This window comes from Mesorhizobium sp. WSM4842 (genome assembly GCF_055901575.1).
Genome location: NZ_CM148372.1, coordinates 6,836,607 through 6,858,051, shown reverse-complemented (window position 1 = coordinate 6,858,051; position 21,445 = coordinate 6,836,607). Strand labels below are relative to the sequence as shown.

The 21,445-nt window shown below is 60.1% G+C and carries 14 protein-coding genes and 5 pseudogenes; 7 read left to right on the top strand and 12 right to left on the bottom strand.

All coding sequences use genetic code 11. The annotated features are described in order from the left end of the window. Positions 1–104 precede the first annotated feature (104 nt). Entirely contained in the window at positions 105–182 is a 78-nt protein-coding gene (locus tag AC0NIE_RS33160; RefSeq protein ID WP_473613721.1) for a hypothetical protein, read from the bottom strand. A 1,084-nt stretch (positions 183–1,266) separates the two neighbouring features. Between AC0NIE_RS33160 and AC0NIE_RS33155 the strand changes: the two genes are divergently transcribed. From AC0NIE_RS33155 to AC0NIE_RS33125, 7 genes and pseudogenes are all read left to right on the top strand, one after another. Continuing rightward, positions 1,267–2,511 (top strand): lysine N(6)-hydroxylase/L-ornithine N(5)-oxygenase family protein, encoded by a 1,245-nt coding sequence (locus AC0NIE_RS33155; protein ID WP_473488642.1) that lies wholly within the window; start codon positions 1,267–1,269, stop codon positions 2,509–2,511. Positions 2,512–2,712: 201 nt separating this feature from the next. After that, entirely contained in the window at positions 2,713–3,492 is a 780-nt protein-coding gene (locus tag AC0NIE_RS33150) for a phytanoyl-CoA dioxygenase family protein (RefSeq protein ID WP_473488643.1), read from the top strand. Between the two features lie 325 nt (positions 3,493–3,817). Beyond that, entirely contained in the window at positions 3,818–5,815 is a 1,998-nt protein-coding gene (locus tag AC0NIE_RS33145; RefSeq protein ID WP_473488644.1) for a class I tRNA ligase family protein, read from the top strand. Between the two features lie 1,857 nt (positions 5,816–7,672). Further along, the gene (locus tag AC0NIE_RS33140; protein ID WP_473488645.1) at positions 7,673–7,876 is read left to right on the top strand and encodes a CCE_0567 family metalloprotein; all 204 of its coding nucleotides are present in this window, start codon (positions 7,673–7,675) and stop codon (positions 7,874–7,876) included. Continuing rightward, the gene (fdxB, locus tag AC0NIE_RS33135; protein ID WP_473488646.1) at positions 7,873–8,190 is read left to right on the top strand and encodes a ferredoxin III, nif-specific; all 318 of its coding nucleotides are present in this window, start codon (positions 7,873–7,875) and stop codon (positions 8,188–8,190) included. The genes AC0NIE_RS33140 and fdxB overlap by 4 nt, the downstream gene beginning before the upstream one ends. A 93-nt stretch (positions 8,191–8,283) precedes the next feature. Continuing rightward, entirely contained in the window at positions 8,284–8,553 is a 270-nt protein-coding gene (locus AC0NIE_RS33130) for an exopolysaccharide production repressor protein (protein ID WP_473488653.1), read from the top strand. 323 nt (positions 8,554–8,876) lie between these two features. Beyond that, positions 8,877–9,245 (top strand): annotated as a pseudogene (locus AC0NIE_RS33125) (pyridoxal-phosphate dependent enzyme); the annotation flags it as partial. 228 nt (positions 9,246–9,473) lie between these two features. Here AC0NIE_RS33125 and AC0NIE_RS33120 read toward each other — a convergent pair. From AC0NIE_RS33120 to AC0NIE_RS33070, 11 genes and pseudogenes are all read right to left on the bottom strand, one after another. Beyond that, the gene (locus AC0NIE_RS33120; RefSeq protein WP_473488647.1) at positions 9,474–9,587 is read right to left on the bottom strand and encodes a transposase domain-containing protein; all 114 of its coding nucleotides are present in this window, start codon (positions 9,585–9,587) and stop codon (positions 9,474–9,476) included. Positions 9,588–9,715: 128 nt separating this feature from the next. Next, positions 9,716–9,766, bottom strand: a pseudogene (locus AC0NIE_RS33115) (hypothetical protein); the annotation flags it as partial. Positions 9,767–9,781: 15 nt separating this feature from the next. Further along, positions 9,782–10,080: pseudogene (locus AC0NIE_RS33110) on the bottom strand (DUF4158 domain-containing protein); the annotation flags it as partial. 391 nt (positions 10,081–10,471) lie between these two features. Further along, positions 10,472–10,952, bottom strand: a pseudogene (locus AC0NIE_RS33105) (transposase); the annotation flags it as partial. 134 nt (positions 10,953–11,086) lie between these two features. Continuing rightward, positions 11,087–11,730, bottom strand: a pseudogene (locus AC0NIE_RS33100) (isoaspartyl peptidase/L-asparaginase). 243 nt (positions 11,731–11,973) lie between these two features. Continuing rightward, positions 11,974–13,743, bottom strand: coding sequence for a gamma-glutamyltransferase family protein (locus AC0NIE_RS33095; protein WP_473488648.1), 1,770 nt, complete (start codon positions 13,741–13,743; stop codon positions 11,974–11,976). 309 nt (positions 13,744–14,052) lie between these two features. Beyond that, a complete protein-coding gene (locus tag AC0NIE_RS33090) occupies positions 14,053–15,291 on the bottom strand; it encodes a serine hydrolase domain-containing protein (protein ID WP_473488649.1) in 1,239 nt (412 codons plus the stop codon). Positions 15,292–15,441: 150 nt separating this feature from the next. Further along, positions 15,442–17,043 carry an ABC transporter substrate-binding protein gene (locus tag AC0NIE_RS33085; protein ID WP_473488650.1) on the bottom strand — a complete coding sequence of 534 codons (1,602 nt, stop codon included), beginning with the start codon at positions 17,041–17,043 and terminating at the stop codon, positions 15,442–15,444. Between the two features lie 1,273 nt (positions 17,044–18,316). Further along, complete coding sequence (locus AC0NIE_RS33080) at positions 18,317–19,306, bottom strand: tyrosine-type recombinase/integrase (RefSeq protein ID WP_473490025.1); 990 nt, start codon at positions 19,304–19,306, stop codon at positions 18,317–18,319. After that, on the bottom strand, positions 19,303–20,229 hold the full coding sequence (locus AC0NIE_RS33075) for a tyrosine-type recombinase/integrase (RefSeq protein ID WP_473490024.1): 927 nt from the start codon (positions 20,227–20,229) through the stop codon (positions 19,303–19,305). The genes AC0NIE_RS33080 and AC0NIE_RS33075 overlap by 4 nt, the downstream gene beginning before the upstream one ends. Continuing rightward, positions 20,226–21,317: a tyrosine-type recombinase/integrase gene (locus AC0NIE_RS33070; protein ID WP_474045213.1), complete on the bottom strand. Its 1,092-nt coding sequence runs from the start codon at positions 21,315–21,317 to the stop codon at positions 20,226–20,228. Before AC0NIE_RS33070 ends, AC0NIE_RS33075 begins: the two co-directional genes overlap by 4 nt. Between the last annotated feature and the right edge of the window lie 128 nt (positions 21,318–21,445).

The window sequence follows — 21,445 nt, the reverse complement described above, 5'->3', positions numbered from 1 at the left end:
AGGCGGGCCGGCGAACGCTGCTTTGGACTGCAAATGCCCGGCGAAATCACGAGTTTTTCGCGTCACGCGAGCGTGATCCCGTACGCGCGGGAGTCGGCCTCCGATCAATACGAGGCGAGCTCATCGAAAGTAGTCGTCGGCTTCCAATCGAGCTTGATGGCCGCCTTGGAGGCATCACCGATCAGTAGGTCAACCTCGATTGGCCCGAAACAACGTTTGTCTATTTGGATCAGCGCCTAGTTATTCCTGCGTTCGCGGCCCAACTCGTCAACACCTTCGCCTTCCCAGAATATCTCTTCCCGACCCGCCTGGAGGCAGCCTCGACAAAGCTGCGGACCGAATGCGTCTCGCTGGTCGCGAGCACCGTCAGGCTCGTGGTGCTGCAGGATGGGGCACACGGCCTCGAATAGCTGTGTGACCGTCTTTAGCTGGATTCTGCGTCTCAAAATCCAGATCTCGCCTCCATCTTCCGCAAGACGGGAGAGACCTCCTGGGGCCCCCGGCTTCCGAAGGCGTCTTTTCAGATTCCAGCCCCGAGAAGTGGCAAGAGCCTTTTTCCGCGCCACAGTCCATGAACCTGGGTTGCTGGCCGTCCTAAGAGAAAATTCCGATGCGGACCTGCCCTATTAGCTACCGGCTCCTGGCAAGAGGACGGCGACGCGGCAAATCGGCCACCGGCAAGGTTTCCCCCTCATTGTCGGATACCCGACAGGATCACAAACCCGCTAACCGTTGCTTTCATGAAAGTTTCCTTTTGGCACGTTTGATGCAGGGGATCTTCCGAACACATCAGCGGATGCCCTCCTATGAGCAGGCTCAGGGAAAAATGCTGTTGCCGCATTCGAGACCGCGCCCTCGCTGACCGCCAAGTCGGTCAAAGGTCGGCGCATCATGGTGGAGGCGGGCGACTTCGCCCGATTAAAACACGGAAAAAGGTTGGAAAGCAGCTCGCCGACCGAGACGCAATCATCGAAGCGGCGGACATATGTCGCCGCCACGCCCCACAAGTCGTGGACATGAGTGTCGATCTCATCACTTGGCCGGGATCCATGGGCTTCATACCCGACCATACGAAAGCGGGGACAAAATCTAGCAAATCCAGCGGCACCGAAGTCGAGAATGCCCGCGTGGAGACTGAAGCCGATGGCCAGAGCCGATATTCCTCGAACATCGCCTAATTGGGAAGCACCTAGAGGAGCAAGACAAGTGGAGCTCTCTTGCATTGGAGTGGGAGCTGGGGCGTCTAATTTGAGCCTTGCGTGCCAGATGCACGAGCAAATTGGGCAAGGGGCACTGTTCTTGGATCGGCAAGTCGACTTCCGCTGGCACCCAGGCAGCGCATTCGATTCCTCGGAGCTCCAGGTCAGCCACTTCAAGGATTTGGTCACGCTGGTTAACCCGCGATCAGCCTACACTTTCGTGAATTACCTGCATGAGAACGGGCGTCTGTACCACTTCCTGAATGCACAGTTCGAAGCCGTGCTCAGAGCTGAGTTCGAGCAATACCTGAACTGGGCCTTTTACAGGAACCCGCTTGTCCGCGGCGGCGAGACGGTGCGCGAAATCCGCTTTGACGGCGAGTTTCGGGTTCGCACCAATAACGCGGTTCTCGGCGCCAGAAACGTCGTGGTCGGCATTGGCAAGCAGGCGCATATTCCACCTCAGTTTCAGGGCTGGACTGGACGCAACCTGTTCCACTCATCTGAATTGCTGCACATTTGTCCTGAGGTGCACAAAAAGCATGTCTGCGTGGTCGGCGGGGGACAGTCCGGAGCCGACGTGCTGTTGCACCTTGTTGGCCGGACGAAAGAACGGCGGCCTCGATCGATCACTTGGGTTTCGCAGCGCGAAAACTACCTGCCCATCGACAACAGTCCGTTCACAAACGAGTTGTTCATGCCCTGCTTCTCGGATCGTTTCGCGGCAATGAGCGAGTCGAAGCGCAAGCTGTTCCTGCGGCGCTTCGTGCTTGCTTCCGACGGCATATCGGAAAGCACGTTGCGTGCGATCTATCAGGCGCTATACCGCCACGCATTTCTAGAGCCAAACCAATGCGCAATCACACTGCGGCCGGGCTGCACTGTCTCGCACTGCATCAACGCCGGCGCGGGCCACAGACTCACCCTGCGGCATGGCATGGAGGAGGTCGAAGAAGTCACGGCCGACATCGTCATCCTGGCCACCGGTTACGAGAACGCGGTGCCAGGCTTCTTGGAACCGATGGCGGACCGGCTGGAAAAGATCGACAACGAATTAGCTATTCGCGAAGATTTTTCGGTGTGCTGGGGCGGACCGCCTGACAGACGCATCTTCGTACAGAACGCGAGCCTAGGACAGCGTGGGCTGGCTGATCCGAATCTAAGCCTGCTGGCATGGCGAGCGCGTCGCATCCTCGACAGCCTTCTGGGGCGCGCGCCGCGCGCCAACCCCGAGCATCCCGGCTTCATCAGCCGTACCTCTATCGAGAGCTGGTCCGACACCGTCGCAGAAGAAATGGGCAGCGGGATATGACCGGCCGACTGCTGATCATTGGCGGTGGCATCCAAGGAATGATTCCGCCTTCACTGCAGCGGAGGCCTGAGAGCGAGACGCACTTAGCGTCGTCCCATATGCCGTGGAGTACTGTTTCCGTCGACCCACAACCTGACCAGCGCCCGACTGCCCTAACCGGAATGTTTGACCAGCCAGTCTTTCCAACAGGAGGCTTTTCGCGTGTTGACTGATGCACAAAGAGAAAAGTGGCAGAAAGACGGATATGTCAGGCTCGAAAGGTTCTTCGATCCCGCAGCTCTGGAACGTATCTCCAGCTTCGTTGAAGATGTATCACGCTGGGATGTCAGCGATGATAAATGGCTCATGTGGTTCGAGAAAACGACGGACAATCGAAAGATCACCTCTAAGGTCGAGAATTTTCTCGACTTCCATGATACGTTGCGTCATTTGCTGCTAGGGGATCAACGCATACAGTCTGCGGTCGAGGATTTGCTTGGGGAAGATTCGCGCAGGCTCAAGGAGTTGCTGATTTTACACTATCCCGACAGCGGCGGCTATCGCCCGCATCAGGACATTTATCACATCCCACACAGATTGCCCGACCGGATGGTCCATGCGGTCATTGCCATAGGCATCGACGACTCCGACCCGGACAACGGCGGGCTTTTCTTCAGCCCTGGCAACCACAAGAAGGGAGTATTTCCCATGGATGCCGGCGGGGTGATTGATCCTGAGATCGCCGAAACATTCTCCTGGGAACCCGTAGTATGGAAGGCTGGCGACATCTTCATCTTCGACGATTACGCACCGCATTACTCGCAGCCGAATAAAAGTAATCGTTCGCGGCGGACGCTCTACTTGGTCTTCCAGCGTGCTTCAATCGGTGGACCGACCCGCGCTGAATATAATGTGCTTAAGCGCGTCCTTAATCCGCCAGAGGGCAAAGTGGCCGATCTAAACAATCTCAAGCCGCCAAACGGCATTTTCTATCGCGATTGAGCTCACGCAACTAGGCGAGGCATGCACGCGAACCTGATCGACCGCTCAAAAATGCGGAGAGTATGTCTGATCTGCGGGCTGCTGGAGCATCGCCGCAGCCCGTTACGACGCTTCGGCACGTCGATTGTGGAGGTGGTCGCCGGGCGGTCTTCTGGGACGCCTAAAGCCCTACCTGCGCGCCCGTCGTCGCCCGCCGGGGGCCCAGAGCCGGATTATTCTGCCGGGCCGCCAACGGGTCCGGGCTATCGCCTCTCTTCGCAATTTGCAGCAGAGGCTGCTGCTTTGGCAGCCGAACATACCGCTGCTTCAACAGCTGAGATTCGTCATGCGCAAATACACGTTTTCTCGAACGGAGCTGTCGCGGGCGTTCGGTATCGACATGGCCACGCTTGGAACGGGAAGCGCCGGCACGGGGTTTTCAATCGGAAAGGTTGGACCGGGCGTCACATCCGAGCCCCATCGGCACGACGAAATCGAGGCCTTCGTGGTCCTGTCTGGCGCTGGCAAGGTCAGGACCGACCTTAGGGAAATCCCGGTCGAGGCCGGCGATGTCGTTCTGTTCCACCCTTTTGAAGCGCATGTGCTGCACAACGATGGGGACGAAGACCTAAATTTCCTCGATGTCTACTGGCGTGACGGCAAGGCTGCCCTCGATGCCGCTGCAAAGGTCGCGGCTCCCCGCCGGCCGATCTTCGTCTTCTCCACGCCGCCGACGCCTAATGGCGATCTGCATCTAGGGCATCTTTCTGGGCCTTATTTTGGCGCCGATGTCTACACGCGTTTCCTACGCATGAAAGGGGCCGAAGCCTATCACCTGACTGGAAGCGACGATTACCAGAGCTACGTCGCAACGCGTGCCGATGCCGATCAATCGACGCCCGCAAAGGTGGCGCGCCACTATGCGAACGAGATTCGCACCACGCTTGCACTTCTTGACTGTGAGGTCCACAGCTTCCTACCCACGTTGGGCGATGACGCTTATGCAGAGTTTCAGGCCGCGTGTTTCCGTAGTCTTCTGAGCAGCTCGGCGGTAGATCTGCGCCAGAGCCCTGCGCTTTTCGATGCAGTGACAGGCGACTACCTTTACGAACCGGATGTAAGCGGCCTCTGCCCCGATTGCGGCGGCTCCACGAGCGGCAACATCTGTGAGGAATGCGGCTCGCCGAATCTATGCCACGACTTGCGTGCAGCCAGGTCCCGTCAATCGGCCGAGGCGCCGGTGGTCGGCTCCGTGCTCCGTGCCGAACTTGCGCTGGAACGATGCTACGATAATATCGACCGGCATTTAAGGGCGTCGGGCGCCCCCGCTCGGATCATGGACCTCTTCGCGCGTCTGCGCCAACGCGGCGACTTTTCCGTGCCCATCACCCACCCGTCGGACTGGGGCCTACCGGCCGAGGGGTTCCCGGGGCAGGTGACCTGGGTCTGGCCAGAGATGGCGTTTGGTTTTCTTTACAACATCCAGGCGCTGGCTAGCTCGCTCGGTCGAGATTGGAATGCGGCCCTGCCCAGCAATGACTGGCAGATTGTCCATTTCTTCGGCTTCGATAATTCCTTCTATCACGCGGTACTTTGTCCGGCGCTTTATGCTGAGGTCTTCTCCCACTGGACGCCGCGCATCCGGTATCATGTGAACGAGTTCTACCTGCTCGACGGCCAGAAGTTCTCGACCAGCCGCGGCCATGCGGTCTGGGGCAAAAAGGTTCTAGGCCCAAAGACAGTCGATGTCGTCCGTCTTCATTTGGGCCTGACACGCCCGGAAGGTGAGCGGACGGACTTCACGCTGGACGCGCTACGCCGCACTGAGGACGAGGTGTTCCAAGGGACCTGGCTGAATTGGCTTGATGCGCTGCACCGGGAAATCAAGCAGGACTTTGGCGGCTGTGTGCCCGACGCAGGCGACTGGGCTCCCGCCGATCGCGCATTCTTTGCTCGGATAGAGATCCATCGCGCGGCGATGGAACGCGCCTATTCGGACGATGGCTTCTCCGTCCGGCGCGCGGCCGCGCAGGCCTGCGATTTTGTGAGCGATTGTGTAATCTACCGACAGGCGCAGGACTATGCAGGGGCGCGACGTCTCTATCCCGCCCGCACCCTCACTTCGCTCGCCCTTCAGACGACGGCCGCTGCAGTCCTGGCACAGACACTCGCGCCGCTGATGCCCCGATTTGCCAGCACGCTGGCGCGAGGCATCGACGGCATCTCAACCGAAACATGGCCCACGTCCGTCCGGCGCCTTGCGCCAGGAACGACCTTTGATCTCGGACCCGTGCTAGGTTTCTACGCCAGAGCAGACATTCCTGTTCCCAATGAGGAGGCATAATAGCGTATCGCAATTTCGACCATTTGGGCGGCAAGCAAAGCCGATGATGCCGAAGCTTTACTCGCTGTCGCTGGCTGCCGAATGCCACTACCAGACCATAGACACAAACACTGGCGGGCCTTAACCGACATATCGTCGAAACGCTGGCCCGCGCCTTGGAGGATCGCTCGGGTGACAGCTTTCCGGCGCATGCCATTCGTGCGGCAAATGCCGAGGGGCTCCACTGCGCTGACCAACTTTTTCGGAATCGCGAAATTTCAGACCTATTGCCCGCCGTCAAGAAGGTCATGCAGTTCGGGCGCTGGTCAGCCTAGCGCCCGTGATAGTGCTCGATAGCGGGACAACGCCTCTCGTCTAAGGCATGACCAGCCCCTTTTTGCTGGCCGAATGCCTATTCGACCCAATTGAGCTTCTAAGGACGACGGGCCATCTACGGCTCAGATTAGTATGGCCGCGCTCGAACGTGAGCCGATCGTGTCGCTCGAGACCTGGCTGCAGAAGGGGCCAGCGTAGAACAATCGTACCGTGGTGCAGCATTGCATGTTGTCGGCGCTCAACGCCGATCGCCCGCGCATCGCCGGCGCCGAATGATGCTAGACGAGCCGACGCCAACTTTACCGCAAGACCGAACAGGCAAGCGGTTCTCGCCCTCAAGCGTCTGACGCATGATGCGTGTCCACAAGCTGACAGCGGCAGAAAACTGTCGGGTTCAAAACAACCGGCCGTCTTGGGCTTGCGAGGTTTTCGAGGCCGTTCATCCATTTACTGCGGGCTAAGCGCTGGCACGACGTTTGCTGGTTGAGATCGGCAATACCGAGTGAGGGCTGATCGCATGAGACACGCAAGACATTGATCCTAACCGGTGTATTCCATTTCCGAGAGAAGAACCAGCTCGCGACAAACGTCAGGAAAGGTGTGGGAATTGGAGAGCAACATGTTGCGTAGGGAGTCCCCGGCTCCTCCGATCAAAGTGGACGACTGGCTGCGTGGCGAACCGCCTTACGAACTTCAGCCCGGCAAGTGTAGGGATGACAATTGGAATGGAACTCTAGTCAATTCGCCCACTTTCTGCGACGCGACCGCAGTCACTATGTCCATGGAGCACAGGGCGGTCGTTTGCTGCAGGTGAAGGCTCGGACTTCAATGACCTCCAACCGAGTCGCCGCGGCCGCGATATTCGACCCGAATTTGGCCCGTCGTTGAAGACGTCACAGTCCAGGACGTGTTTAAGATCGGCCACAGGGGCAGCATTTACGTGGAATGGGCCTGGCCAGGCCGGACGTCGGCTGCGTAAGCGGGCCCGAAGTCGGCGTAACCGAAAACAGAAATCGCTCCTTCGAGGACGAGACCTGAAATTAGAAACGAAATGTCTCACGCAGCGCTTTGCCCTGCCGTCAACAAGGACGGAGAGGCCCGTGCCCGCCCATTCGTCGAATGCCTCCTTCGGCTGATCCGTGCTCAGGACTTCCACGGCCCTGCCAGGGAAATCGGACGCCGGGCTGCTGGCCGATTTCCTCATCACCAAGGAACTGCGCCGGAATATCCAATCGGTGGCAATCCGGATCCGAACGCGCTGTGGAGTCTCAACCTGTCTTAGACCGTAGTGGAGATTGCGATCGAGGAGCGCTCAGGCGTGATGACATAGTCAACAACAGAAATGAAACCGACCGGTGCTTCGGGCGCGTGCTCATCACGGTCGGGCAGTTCGCCGGTGTGTCGGGGCGTCTATCGGTTCGGCTTCGAGAGTCTCCGGAAACTCGCGGATATCGGCGCGAAGCTGGTCGACGATGCGACTGCAGCTATTGCCTATCCCGACGTGGCGTCGGGCGTGAAGAAACCGATTTTCGAGGAAGGATCATGTCAAACCTGGATGAGATGGCGAAGAAAGTCCGAAAGCTTCAACTGCGCGCGGCAATTGCCAAGACGAACTTGCGCGACCTTGCCGAGGGTCTCCCGGTCAAATGGATTGAGATAGAGGAAGTCGCCGAGAAAACGCATGCCCTCTATGCCGAGTTAGATGGTGCCAGGAGAGAGCTCGCCAAAATGAAGACTTTGCGATGAGGAGCACATTCATCAGCCGCGACGGCTCCATATGGGTGCCGGAATATCTGATCGCTATAGATGGCAAGATCTGTATCGGCTGCGGCCGCTGTTTCAAAGTCTGCTCGCGCGAGGTCATGCATCTTTACGGCGTCGATGACGCGGACGAAATCCTCGGCGCCTGCGACGGCGGTGACGACGATTTCGATGGTGAGCTCAATCGCATGATCATGGTTGTCGACCATGCCGGCCGCTGCATTGGCTGCGGAGCCTGCGGCCGCGTCTGCCCAAAGAACTGCCAGACGCATGTAGCGGCCGACCAGATCGCAGCATGAGCAGCATTTACTTGACGAGACAAAACCAGGAGAACGGCATTGCGCTTCATCACATTTTGTCGGCTCCTCGGGCTGGTCCTGTGCGGCAACGCTGTGACGGTTTACTTCGCCTCGCATTATTCGTTCCGTCTAGCAGTCGTCACGACGCTGGGCTGTTCGCTACTTCTTCAGCTGGGTTATTTCGCAAGTGTGCTCTTTCTGATTTGGCGATCCAGCTGCGCTGGCAAAGCCGAGCAAGGGTCTGTTTTCGATAGGTCCCAGGAAGTTCGGTACCAGTCGCCCGACGATGATGAGCGAAAGAATGAAACTCAAGATGGGCCCCAGCGCAATCAAACGCTCGGCATATCGCTGCTCCTCCCTTGAGGCGCTGTAACAAGATCAGAGCCCAGATTCATCACTTTGTTCAAGTTTGATTATTGAGATCATGGTTGCCTGGTATGGTCGAAGGCGACGGCATTCTGATCGTTCTAACGCCAGGGGAATGCAGTTTCGGTTCTCTTGACAATGGTAGTCGATCGCAGCGCACGGCACGGGTTGCTTCGTCTCGAAGGCGAACGAGCGCCGGAAAATATAACAGTGGCGCGCTGTTGCGCATCCTAACGCAGCCGACCTCACTGTCAAATAGGCCCCTTGCAAAACAGCTCTGCGTCGCTCGTTCAGCTCAATCCCGTGCCGCTGGAGAAAACATGCCGAAAAAGTTTGAACGCTACCCGCTCACCTTTGGACCCACGCCCATCTAGAAGCTCGACCGCCTCGGCAAACATCTGGGCGGCAAGGTGGAGATCTACGCCAAGCGCGAGGACTGCAACTCCGGTCTCGCATTCGGCGGAAACAAACTGCGCAAGCTCGAATACATCATCCCCGACGCGATCGCGTCAGATGCGATACCCTCGTCACCGTCGGTGGCGTGCAGTCCAACCACACCCGGATCGTCACCGTGTTCGCCGCCAGATCGGCATGAAACGTGTCTGGTTCAGGAGAGCTGGGTCCACATGAGGATGCCGGCTATGACCGGGTCGGCAACACTCTTGAGCCGCCTCGGAGCAGAGGTGCAGCGCGCAAGGCTGGCAAACACGGCGTGATCGGTTGCCGACACTTTGGCCAAGACGTCGCGCGGCAACCCCATGATGGGGCACATCCAGTCTTGCGGGTCCGCGAACCGCGGCCCGGTGACCGCTGCGAAGCCATCCAGCGCCGACATGGTCCGCACCAGCGGGCGGTTGGTCTGGGCAGCCATCCAGGCCTCGAGCGCCTCGTCGACAGCGCCATGTCATCGAGCGCGCTCATGCCGCCAAGGCGAGCGGCATCTCTTGGCGGCACCCCCAGCTCCACGGCATTAGTTCGTCCCAGCGCGAGGCTGGCCAGTCGTTCTGGATGCGCTCGGTGACATCGGCCATGTGGGCTTCGGCATCGACGCCGCAGAGCTTGCAGGTCTCGATGATGCTGAGCTCGACCGCTGACCGCTCTGCCGCGGCGAATTGCGCCTGCCGACCGTAAATCCACGAATGGCCCGCTCCGCGATCAGGTTGTTGGGCTCGAGCTGGCCATCGTAGAGGAAGCGGTTAACGCGCGCCATCGCTTGGCGCCAGCCGTGGTCGCGACGGGTTTCTTCACGGCGCGCGTACAGCGCGAAAGTACCCGAGTCGACGCCGATCTGTTCAGCAACGTACTTTAGCATTGCGCGAGGCGGAACTTCGTCGAGCCCTAGCACTCTGCCTGGGTATCGACAGAGCTGAACGGCAAAGCCAAGCTGATTATGCTCTCGCCTTCGCAGTCCAACTTCAAGCGATCGGCTGGCGACAACGAATAGTGTCGGATTAGGCTGTCCTCGTCAGCCGGCACATCGAGCTTCAGTCGTTCTTGAGCTTTGAGAAGCTTCCGTTTACCCATTGCCCTCCGTGCACGACCAATGGGCTGGGAGCTTTGTCGAGTCGGGCGCACCAAGAAATCAAATCTGACCCGATGCGACGGCAGTCCACAGGGATCGTATGCATCGGTTCCTGCACTACGTCATAGTTCACGCTCCTTTCCCCATTAGCCTACGATTTCGCACTGCTCTTGTTCTGACCCCCTCATTGGACGTGGTGGGCTCTCCGGCGCCGATTCCTCCCGCCGCCCAGGCACCACCGCCCCGCCCAGCCGTGCCAGCCCAAAAAAATGACCGAATGCATCGGCGGCTGCAGGCGCTTGGCTCGACTTCTCCATCCAAGTGCCGATCACCGAACCGACCGGCTGCTCGGTACAGGGGTTGGAACAAGCAGTTCGAAATCGCACGCGGCCTCTACCAAGCAAAGACAGCTATTGCTGATTTGGTGACGATACCGCCGCCAGGGCTTCGGCGCATCTGACGTCCGGTAGCTGCGCGAAAGACGCTCAGGAGTTGCAGCGCCGCGACCAAAGCGTCCCAATGGTTTCGCGGCCGGGCCGCGTTTTGCGAGCAGCATTGCCTGTGACGACGCGCTGCCACCAGCGAAAGCCGATCTCGTGGAAATACAGGTCGGCATGTTGCGGACCGATACGGTGAAAGACGCCAGCGATGGTGCGGCGGACACAGGAATTGATCCCCTCGACCGAATTGACGTGGACGCCATCCCGGACGTATTCGCGACTGAAATGCTTCACGGTCTCTTGCGAGGCGAAGGTCTCGCCAATGGCTATGAAGGCCTTTGGCTCATCGCTCATCAACGAGCATTGGGCTCGACCTGCGTTTCGACAGCACGCTCCACAGCGCGTAACGAAAGGCCGGTCACGACCGCCGCCGCGCGTCGCCGGTCCGGGACCGCGATCGCTATCGAGTTTTCGACGCGAACATCATTTGCGCCAATACCCAATGCGAGAACAAGTTTCTTGCATTGCACTTCCTCTTCTAAGTCGTCGTACGGACGGTTTTCAGGTGCTACCGTCGGCCTTCGCCGTAGGTGTCCATGACGGTGCTTTTGACGGGAACAGAGGAGATCTGGATAACTTCCGCCAGTTCTTTTACTGGCTGCGGATATCCCTCTTTCCACATCCAGTAGTGATCATCCGCTTCGCCATTGACGCTGACGACTTTCGATCTACCGCGGTTGTCGATAGCGTGGATGATGACACATCCGATGACCCCGCCATCCAGCGCACGCATGTCTTCGACTGCCTCGTAGACGGCGTCCTCCACGGCGGCACCTTTCTTCATGTACAAAACAACAGACCGGGCAGTGCCCGAGCGGATAGTCATCTCGCCCATGCCGGTACAGGCGCAGGCACCGTACCGGTTATCTGCATATGAACCGGCTCCGATTACCGGACTGTCACTAAACGGCCGGGATATTTCCAGCCCCAGCCTGATGTGCTCGTGCCTGCGGCGACGTCGCCCATGCTATCCTGGCCTATGAAAACGGTGGTGTCCTTGCTGATCTCGGGATCGATGGCGTGTTTGCAGAGTTCGGCCAAAGGCGCGTTGGGCCACAATCCTTTTTCTTTGTCGGTTAGCTCTTGGCGGAACCATTTCTCCCAAACAGCTTGAGTATCCGGTATGACATTTTCTCCGGCTTCCGCACCGATCTCGTTCGCAAAACGCGCGGCACCCTGATCGACAAGGAAAACATGGGGAAGTTTCTCCTTTTCACCGCCATGCCATTTCGTTGCAGAAATGCGCTAGCTGCACACCCGCTTACGAAATACGCTGGCTCGGTACAGAACGCTTTATTGAGGATCATGGCATCGATCGCGGTTGGCTCGAGGCTCTCGTAGAACGCTAGGGCAGCCACTCGGTGACGAACCCGCGACAAGCGCTCGCCCTTTCAGTCACCAGCCGAGGGCGTAGGCGGCGGCCCGTCTCGGGTCGGCGCCGCATTCCCTGACACCACTATCAAGATCATGTCGAACGAGGCACACGCCGCCAGCGCGCCACAAACGGTCCGGCCACAGGACGACCGTGTGACCGAGTTCTGACAGCGCGTCGGCTGTTGCATTGGAGAACCGCCCTTCCAGGCACAATCGGCCAGGAAAAGCGGTGTGTGGTGCGAACGAATCAGGGTGGCTATAAGTGACGAATCGCGGCTCCTCGACGGCCGTTTGAGGATCCATTCCGAATACCGACATATTGAGCAGTACCTGTAGCACCGCCTGGATCTGGCTGTCTCCACCTGGGCTGCCAATGGGCATGGTCATCTTCCCCTGGCGAAACACCATCGCTGGGTTTGGCGTGAGCCTCGGGCGTTTGCCCGGCGCGACGGATGATGGATGTTTCGGATCGGCCCAGGATTGCGAGCCGCGCGAGGAAGGAGCCAGACCAGTTCCAGGGATGATGATGGTATCGCTGCAAGTGTCGCTTGGACAAATGGAAATCGCGTTTCCCTGTCTGTCGACAACGGCGACATACGATGTATCGAATGGCCCGGTCTCCGTCTCAGCGCCTGTAACAGCTGAACTCTTGATATTGTTCCCAGCTGGTGGAAGTCCTGGCCATGCCCTGTCCTTTTGGATCAACATTCGGCGCATCTCGGCATAGGGCGACGACAGCAGCATTTCGGCCGGCACATGGATTACGTCAGGATCGCCGTAGAAACCTTCGCGGTCAGCGAACGCAAGCTTTAGTGCTTCGACGACGACGTGAATGTACTCGACTCTATTGTGTCCAAGGGCATTGAGATCGAAGCTCGCCAGAATATTGAGCGCCTGCAGCAAGGCTGGGCCTTGGCTCCAGAATCCGCACGAATGCACGTCGAGATCGCCGAACCTGGTCGACACGGTCGGCGCCAGCTTGACGTGGTACGTCGCCATGTCCTCCTCGGTGAGTAGCCCTCCATTTTCCGCATGAAAGTTCGTGATTGCTCGCATCAGGTCGCCCCGATAAAAAGCATCCCGCGCCGCCTGCAGACCGCTGGTCCGGCAGCTGCCGCGGCCGATGGCGGCCGCTTCCTCGTCGATCATGTATTGCAGGCTTGTCGCGAGATCTCTTTGGATGAATATATCTCCGACGGTCGGGCTCTTTCCTTCTGGCAGATAGATCTCTCTGTTGGACGGCCAGCGGGCATTATTGCACGCCGCCAGGTGAAGCTGTTCAGCCAAGAAAGGATACATGACGAAGCCCTCACGCGCGAATCCTACTGCGGATCGCGCAACCTCGCCAAATGACATCGTTCCGTACCTTGTCAGGGCTTCGATCCACGCGGCTGGCGCGGCGGGAATCACGGTCCGTAAGAGGCCTTCCGGCACTTGGCCCCCATGCTCGCGGATGAACAGCTCACAGCTTGCCCCGGCGGGCCAGGAACCTACACCGTCGATGGACACGAGTTCGCCTCGATCCGCCATCCAAACAATCATCGGCGCGACCCCAGCGACATTCACCTGATCGCTGTGTACAACGCCCAGCACGAGGCCTGCGGCCACCCCTGCATCAATGGCGTTGCCCCCTGCCTGCAAGATCTCAAATCCAGCGTGTGACGCGAGGTAATGCCCGGTGGAGATGGCGTGCCGGCGGCCTGAGATTGCCGGCCGCCATGCTTTGAATGTGCTCTCCTGGCTCGATCCAGCGGCCGAATCGGCAGAGCCTATGGATGTAGATGATGACATCTCCACACTCCTAACAGCCGCGTCAGTCAGCGAACGTCGGCTATGTTGTTTTGCAATAGCGCCCGTTCACGCACTAAAATTGGAACCATGATCATCTCTTGATACAGATCAATCTGTTAGCTATCGTTCACGTGAGCATTCGCCATTCGCGATTTATTTCGGCTATAATCTGCGGGTGCTAGACCGGCCAGACATCGAAGCTTCCCATGTAACCGCCACACGAGGTCCGATCGTGTTTCAAGTTGGCTGGGCGTGGGCGATCGGCGCCCGTGCGTCCGGATGTACCGAAGCCTCCGCTTGGCGTGTCGATTATCCACGCAGCATCTGGCCCAGCGCCAGCATCTGCGGCACGCTGATCACGTCGTTGTAATCTGCTGGACCTAAGGGGTGCGAGGCGAAGCGCGCGATTACCATCTCGGCTTCCGGCGCGACATATATACGTTGACCGTATAGGCCACGTGCTTCGATCGCCCCCAATTCGTTATGCGGTACCCACCATTGACTACGATAGGAATAGCCGCCGGGGAGCTTAGCGGGATGATCGCCTTGTTGAATGTCATGGACGACGGATGCGGGGATAAGCTGGCTGCCGTTCCACTCGCCTTCGCGTCGGATCAACTCGCCAAAACGTGCGAGGTCGCGAAGGGTCGCATTCAGGCCGCCTCCGGCAGCCGGCATGCCGACCCGGTCGACGATGATATACCCGTCCTCCTCGCAGCCGAGTGGCGCCCACAGCCGTTCATGAAGCAACTGCGCGAACGAGCGGCCGGTCACGCGCGCCATTACCCAGGCCATCACTTCGGTGTTGACCGTCTTGTAGGCGAAGGCTTTGCCGTGTGCGCCTTCCTTACGAACCGTACGCAGGTAATCACACGCTGTTTGCGGGCCATCGTAGCCAGCCGGCCGTGGACGCCGACCGCTGGCGATCCTATAGGCCCAGACATCGCTGGAGCGATCGCCGGTGGCATACTCTTCTCTGTGAGCTAGACCAGTATGCATGTCCATCACCTGGCGCAGCGTGGCATCCTCCCACCCGGTGCCTCGCAATTCGGGCAGGTAGTGCGGAATCATCTTCGAGTCGTCGAGCACGCCTTCGTGCACGAACGCCGCAGCCAGCGTGCCCGCATAGGACTTCGTGACGGAGAAGCACAAATGTGGAAGGTGAGGCTGCAGCGCGCCAAAGTAACGCTCATACACGACGCGCCCGCGATGCAGCACCACGATGCCATCGGCGTAGGTGTCGAAGAGCGCCTCGTCAAAGCGGCAGATGCGCCCTTCCATGTCGGTGAAGCTGAGCGCATCGATCTCGGTGGACATGTCGCTGCGCTCGAACTGCGAAGGCGTGCCTCGCCCGCGCCACACGTTGACTGTCGGCGCAAGCTCGCGCATGTGCGACAATGACCAGCGGTTCTGCGGATGTTCGAAGAAAGCGTCGCTCTCGAACGTGATGCGCTTATCCTCAGGCGGCGGCGCACCGCACATCCAACCAAGGACGCGCGGGTCGGAAGCGCGGCCGTCGAGGTAGCGTTGTCCCTCGAATTCGAGCATGCTCTCTCCCCGATTAGCGAGATGCGCACGCTGTTCAAGTTCTGTCATAACCTTGCTCCAAAGCCTTCGAGTTGCCCTAATCACCGCTGCCGCAGCGTTTTGTCCGAGCCCCGGCCTATCTCGCGAACGAATGTAAGCCGCCTTGTGCCGTCAGGCCTTCCGCATGCTCCACATCGGGGTACGCCCCGGCATCTCGACCAAGCCGGTCAGCGTCTTGCGGCGCGCTATTGGCGCCATAAATTGACCGAGCAGAACGTCGCCAACGAAATCCCACCATACTCGTTGCATCTGGCGGGCCAGGGCCTTACGCTCGTCAAGCGTCTCGAGATTTGCCCACTTGGCGCGAAGAGCCTCATACTCGTCGCTCTTCGGCCAGCCGTACCAGCCCCTGTCGCCATTCGCGAGCAGAGCAGGGTTGCCAGTCGGGTCGGTGCGGGAGAAAACAGATTCTGACGTGGTGAAGATGCTCCAGCCGCCGTCCTCAACGGGGCCCTTTTTCGCCCGGCGCGCGACAACCCCGCCCCAGTCGCTCGGTGCAAGCTCGGCATTGACCCCGATCTTCTGCAGCGTGGCCGCAAGAAGTAGCGAGGTATTGCTCGCCGGCGCCCAATCCGTAGGCTGGAGAATGACGACCTTCTCACCGGCATATCCGGCCTCGCTGAACAATTGCCTGGCCTTTTCCGGATCTCCGCCCTTCCTGAACCATCCAGTATTCTCGTCGTTCGAAAAGGGTGTGCCGTTTCCAAATATTGACGTGAGAGTATGAAAGTATTGTGGGTCACCGACCGCGGCACGCATGAACGGCTCTTGATCGATGAGGTGAAGCATAGCCTGGCGCGCCTTCACGTTATCAAAGGGCTTCTGCAGACAGTTCATACGCAGATGCAGGACTGAGCCTGTTTTGTCCAAGACCTGGAGTGTAAGGTTGGGATCGCTCTCGATTACCGGGTAAAGATCGGCCGGCGGCAGCTCAAGGAAATCGATCTCATCCGCTTGCAGGGCCGCAAGAGCCGTCTGCTGGTCACTGATATTCTCCCAGATGACACGATCGACGTTCACTATCTTCCCACCGGCGAATCCGCTGGGCGGCTCCTTGCGCGGTACGTATTTCTCATTACGATCATAAGTGAAGCTCGCGCCCGGCTTTGCGAGCGCTTCATTGACCTTGAACGGCCCCGAACCAATATTGGCGGTCACCTGCTCCGTTGCCGGCAGGTTGGCATCTTTTTCGCGCATGATGACCGGGTCCGGCGCTGAATATCTCCCCAGGATCTCGGTTAAAATTCCCAGCGGCTCCTTGAGCGCGATCGTGAAGGTTTTGTCGTCCTTCTTTGAGATGTCGCGGGCGCGCTCCATGATCAGCCGTCCGCCGGCTGCCACCTGGCCCCAGCGACGGATCGAGGCGACGCAGTCCGCCGCCGTGACGGGGGTGCCATCATGCCAGCCTAGCCCGTCCCGGAGCTCGAACGTATAGGTCTTCTTGTCATCGGAAACACCCCAGTTCGCCACCATTTGCGGCTGCGGCATGAAGTTGGAGTCGAGTGCAAACAGCGTGTCGTAAATGGCCAAACCATGGTCCTGAGTGGTGGTGCTTGTCGTAAAAATCGGATCGAAGACGGTCAGGTCGCCCTTGACCATGCGGACCGTCCGTGCGGCGACTGGCGCTGTCTGTGCTAGTAGGACGGACGGGATCGATACTGCCGTTCCGGCGGCCAGGCCCGCCTTAATGAGGTCCCGTCGAGAGATTGTCATGTCTCAGTTCCCTTTTTGGGCCGATCGCGCGGATGACCCATGTCTAGTTGCTTGATTACCGAGAGGGTGCGTTGCCGCCGGCATAAAGGCTTCGGATTCTCGCGACCTTCCGGAGATGGGCGGTTGCAGATCGGATCCTGGTTCGCAAGCTTCTAATTCCTCCCAGTTGACAGCATTATTTTATACAAGTTCGCCTCACCCTTTTCGGCGACTTCTCGCATCGACACGCAGAGAGCGCTGATTTTTGCGTCAATTCCGCAGGATTTCTGCATACGCTGTTAATCGAACCCTAGCCGAAGCTATCGCGACGCTGGCTAAACGCTCGGGCTCGCGTCCTCCCGAGTATAGATCGCACTCTGCCCATGGGGGGAGGTGGACTACTTCGCAACCAGCATATCCGCCAGCACCCGGGTGCGGCGCGACCCCGGGGTGGCAAGGCCGGCGCTGGTGCTCGCATGATCACGCGCCGGTTTGGCGTCGTCCGTTGCGCGGGGCGCGCGGATGAGCAGCGAGATCGCGGCGGCTGTTAAACTGCTTTGAGTTGACGAACGGCGTCATGATCACCGATTGGCCCGCTCAAGTGCTGCCCGCATCAGGCTCATGGCCGCGACCATTGTCGGCACTACGGCGTCCTCAGGCCTGGGTGCGCCATTGGGCCACGATCTTCGCAACACAGCTACAGTCCGTTCGCTGCGCCATGACCGAGCACCCGCTTTCGCATTTGCAGATGCCACTCAGCACGAGGGCATCTAACTAAGCAGCAGACAAATTGATCGCCCAGCAGGAGCCTGAGCTCGCTGCCGGGCGCTGCGCCTTGGGAGGTGGCGTACTTAGGAATCGTTGCTACCTTGTATGATGGCGCCACAAGTGTAGCGCATTCAATCGACCGGTCCACCCGAACGACGCTCCGTCAACGAAGGAATTCGGCGTTGAAGGCGCCACAGGTGCATAAAAGCAGATGGGGCGATGCCATTATGCGCGTGCGCGACATCGTCGGAAATGCGGCTCCGGCTCCACGGTTCGCTGACGAGGGTTCGGTCCGGAAGCTAGATTGCTAGCGCGCAAACGCCGGTGTCGCTTCAGAAGGCGGTGGCGATGAAGGCCGAGACGACGCGACGGCCGCTCTTGCCGGCATGCGCCAGCACGTTCCTCATGAAGTGCACGTTATGCCGACGTCGGCATAAGGTCCATTATGCCGATGTCCGGATTATGCCGACCTTGGGGGTGGATGTCGGCTTCGGAGGCGGTGATCGCTGCGATGGGGTCGGCATAATCAGAGCGCCTCGAGGAAAGCGAGAAGCTTGTCGGGCGGTCTGTAGCGTCCTGGCGCCGTGTTGGCCGGCGTGGTTTTCGCCAGGGTGCGTTCTTTAAGCTCCAGATCGGCGTGCAAGTAGATGTGGGTGGTCTCGATCTGTTCGTGGCCAAGCCACAGCGCGATCACCGAGGTGTCGACGCCGGCACGCAGCAGTCGCATTGCCGCGGTATGACGCAAGGTGTGCAGTGTGACCCTTTTCCGCTGCAGCGACGGACAGTTTCTGGCAGCGATTTCGACATACCTCGCGAGCCGGTGCTCGAGAGCGTCGCGGCTGATCATCCTGCCGGTCTGTGTAGGGAAGAGGGGATCGGCCGGCTGCCCGGCACGTTCGGCTAGCCAGACGCGCAGCACGGCGGCCATGTTGGAGGTAAGGGGTGTGATCCGCTGCTTTCGCCCCTTTCCGATACAGCTGACATGAGCGCCGGAACCGAGGTGGATATCGGCGCAGTGAAGGCCGATCAGTTCGGACGCCCGCAGGCCGGTTTGGGCGGCGAGCCGAAGCAAGGCGTGGTCGCGCCGCCCGGTCCAGGTCGACCGCGCGGGGGCGGACAGCAATACATCGAGTTCGTCCTCCGTCAGGAACGTCACAAGCCGTCGCTCAAAACGCTTAGGCGGAATGGCGAGCACCCGTTCGATTGTCGCGGCGTACTCGGGATAACGAAGGGCGGCGAACCGGAACAACGACCGGATTGCGGCAAGCCGCGCATTCCGGGTCCGCGCGCTGTTGCCCCGATGACGCTCGAGGTGATCGAGGAAGTCGCCGACACACGCGGCATCGAGGTCGTCGAACTCCAGCCTGGAAGGTTCTGTGCCATGCCGCGCGGCGGCGAAGACCAGCATAAGCCGCAGGGTGTCCCGATAGGCGGCGAGCGTATGCGGGCTGGCTTGCCGCTGCCGGATCAGGCGGTCGGTGAAGAACGCCTGCAAGGTCGCGCTGAGGGCGGTCATGCGCCGCCTCCGATCCGTCGTTCCAGACGATCACCGGCCAGTTGCAGCAATTCCGGAGCCGCCGAGAGATACCAGTACGTCTTGCCCGGATCGACGTGACCGAGATAGGTCGACAGCAGGGCAAGCCGGCGCCCCGGATCACCGCCGTCGCGATAAGCATCAAGAAGCGTGCGAACAGCAAACGCGTGCCGCAGATCGTGGAGCCGTGGTCGGCAGGCCGCCGAGCGCGGCGCGATGCCGACGCGACAGACGAGCTTCTGGAACGTGTTTTGAACGTTCACATAGAGCAGCCTGGTGCCGGCCGGTGAGACGAACAGGGCGTGCGTGTTCGGCGGCCGGCGGGGTCGATCGCGCCGGCGCAGATAATTGCCGAGGGCTGCAACAGTGCTCGGATGTAACGCCAACTCGCGGGATTTTCCGGACTTTCCGCGCCGAATGGTGAGGCCGCCGCCGACCGCATCGAAGTCGTCGCGGTCCAGGCCGATCGCTTCTCCAACCCGCATTCCGGTCACGGCCAGCAAGCCGATCAGGGTCCGGTAGGTTGCTTCCCGATGCGGCGTGCGCAAGGCCGCGGTTGCCGTCATCAAGGCGATGACGTCCTCCTGCGAATAGAGGTAGGGCGTCGCTCGGCAAGATCGCCCCGGCAGCAGATCACACGGCGGCACCTCGGTTGCCGGCTCGATCCCGCGCAGATGGGTCGCAAAGCGGCGAACGACGGAAAGTCGCGCCGACATCCAGCTTCGATCGGCGCCTGCCGGCAGCATCGCCCAAGTGAGGGCCGTCTTGGTGGTCAGGTGGTCTTCGCCCTGCGCCTCGAGGTAGGTGAGGAACTGGGCAAGAAGCTTCTCGGACCGAACAAGCGTGTAGCCGAGGGCGCGACGCATGGCCAGGTAATCGGCCAGGGCCTGGCGAAGGGCGCTCATGCCACCTCTCCCGGCCAAGGGCGGGCGATCGTTCGCAGGGCTTCGCGATCAACCTTGGCATAGATCGCCGTTGTCAGGGCGCGGCGATGACGCAGGACCTGCCCGACCTCCGGTAGCGACGCACCGGCGCGCAACATCGCCGACGCCGCCGTATGGCGCAGGCGGTGGGCGTAGATCTGGCCGAGCCCCGCGCGGCAACCGGCGGCGGCCACTATTTGCGACACGCCAGTGCTTGTGAGGGCATTATGGGGCGCCCTGACGCGCACAAATACTGTCCGGCCCTGGGCGGTCCGGGGACGGCCGTAACGCAGATAGGCCGCCACCGCTTCGCCGACATCGTCCGGCAAGGGAAGGTGTTCGATGCAGCTTCCTTTGCCCCGTACGAGGATCTCACCGGTCCGCCAATCCAGGTCGTCAAGCTTGAGCTTGGCGACTTCCCCCGCCCGCAAGCCGAGACGAACCAACATGGTCAGGACCGCGAAGTCGCGGCAGCCGTTCGACGTATCGCGGCCGCAGGACGTCAGCAGGCGCTGAACCTGGTCGCAATCCAGTCCCTTTGGCAACCCAGCCAATCGCCGATCGGCGACCGAGGGCACGCAAGCGGCAAGAGATCGCGCGATGAGACCCTCGACATGAAGGAACGTGAGCAGCGACCGCAGCGCCGTTACAGTCAGGCTTGCCGCGCCGCGGCTCAGCTGAGGGCAACGTGCCACGACAAAGGTGACGACGTCGGTCGCGGCCAAACCCGCAAGGTCCAGGGCACGCCCGTCGGACGACAATCGATGACGCAGAAAGGGGCGCACCATCCGGGCATAGACATCGGCGGTCGCTTTCCCCAAACCGCGCTCAATCGCCAGATAGCGTTGGTATCGTTCCAGCAACTGATCTGCCGGATCGTCGGGTGCACGGGGCGACGGCAGCACCACGCCGCGAGACTGTAAATAGGCCAACAGGGGCTGCAATGCTTTGATCGAGCGGAGTTGCGGGCCAGCGGCACGACGGGTACGGACGAACCGATCGACCTCGCTCGCACCCAGTCCCTCCACATCCATGCCTTCCAATACGAGCCAGCGGCTCAACCGCGCCACCAGCCGCATCTGCTCGCGAGCGGAAAGCGGCGTATAGCCTTGTCGGGCGAGTTCGCCGGCAAACCCAGCCGCAAACGTGGCAAGCGGGCCCTGGACGCGAACGCGAAACGGATCGATTGACATGAAAG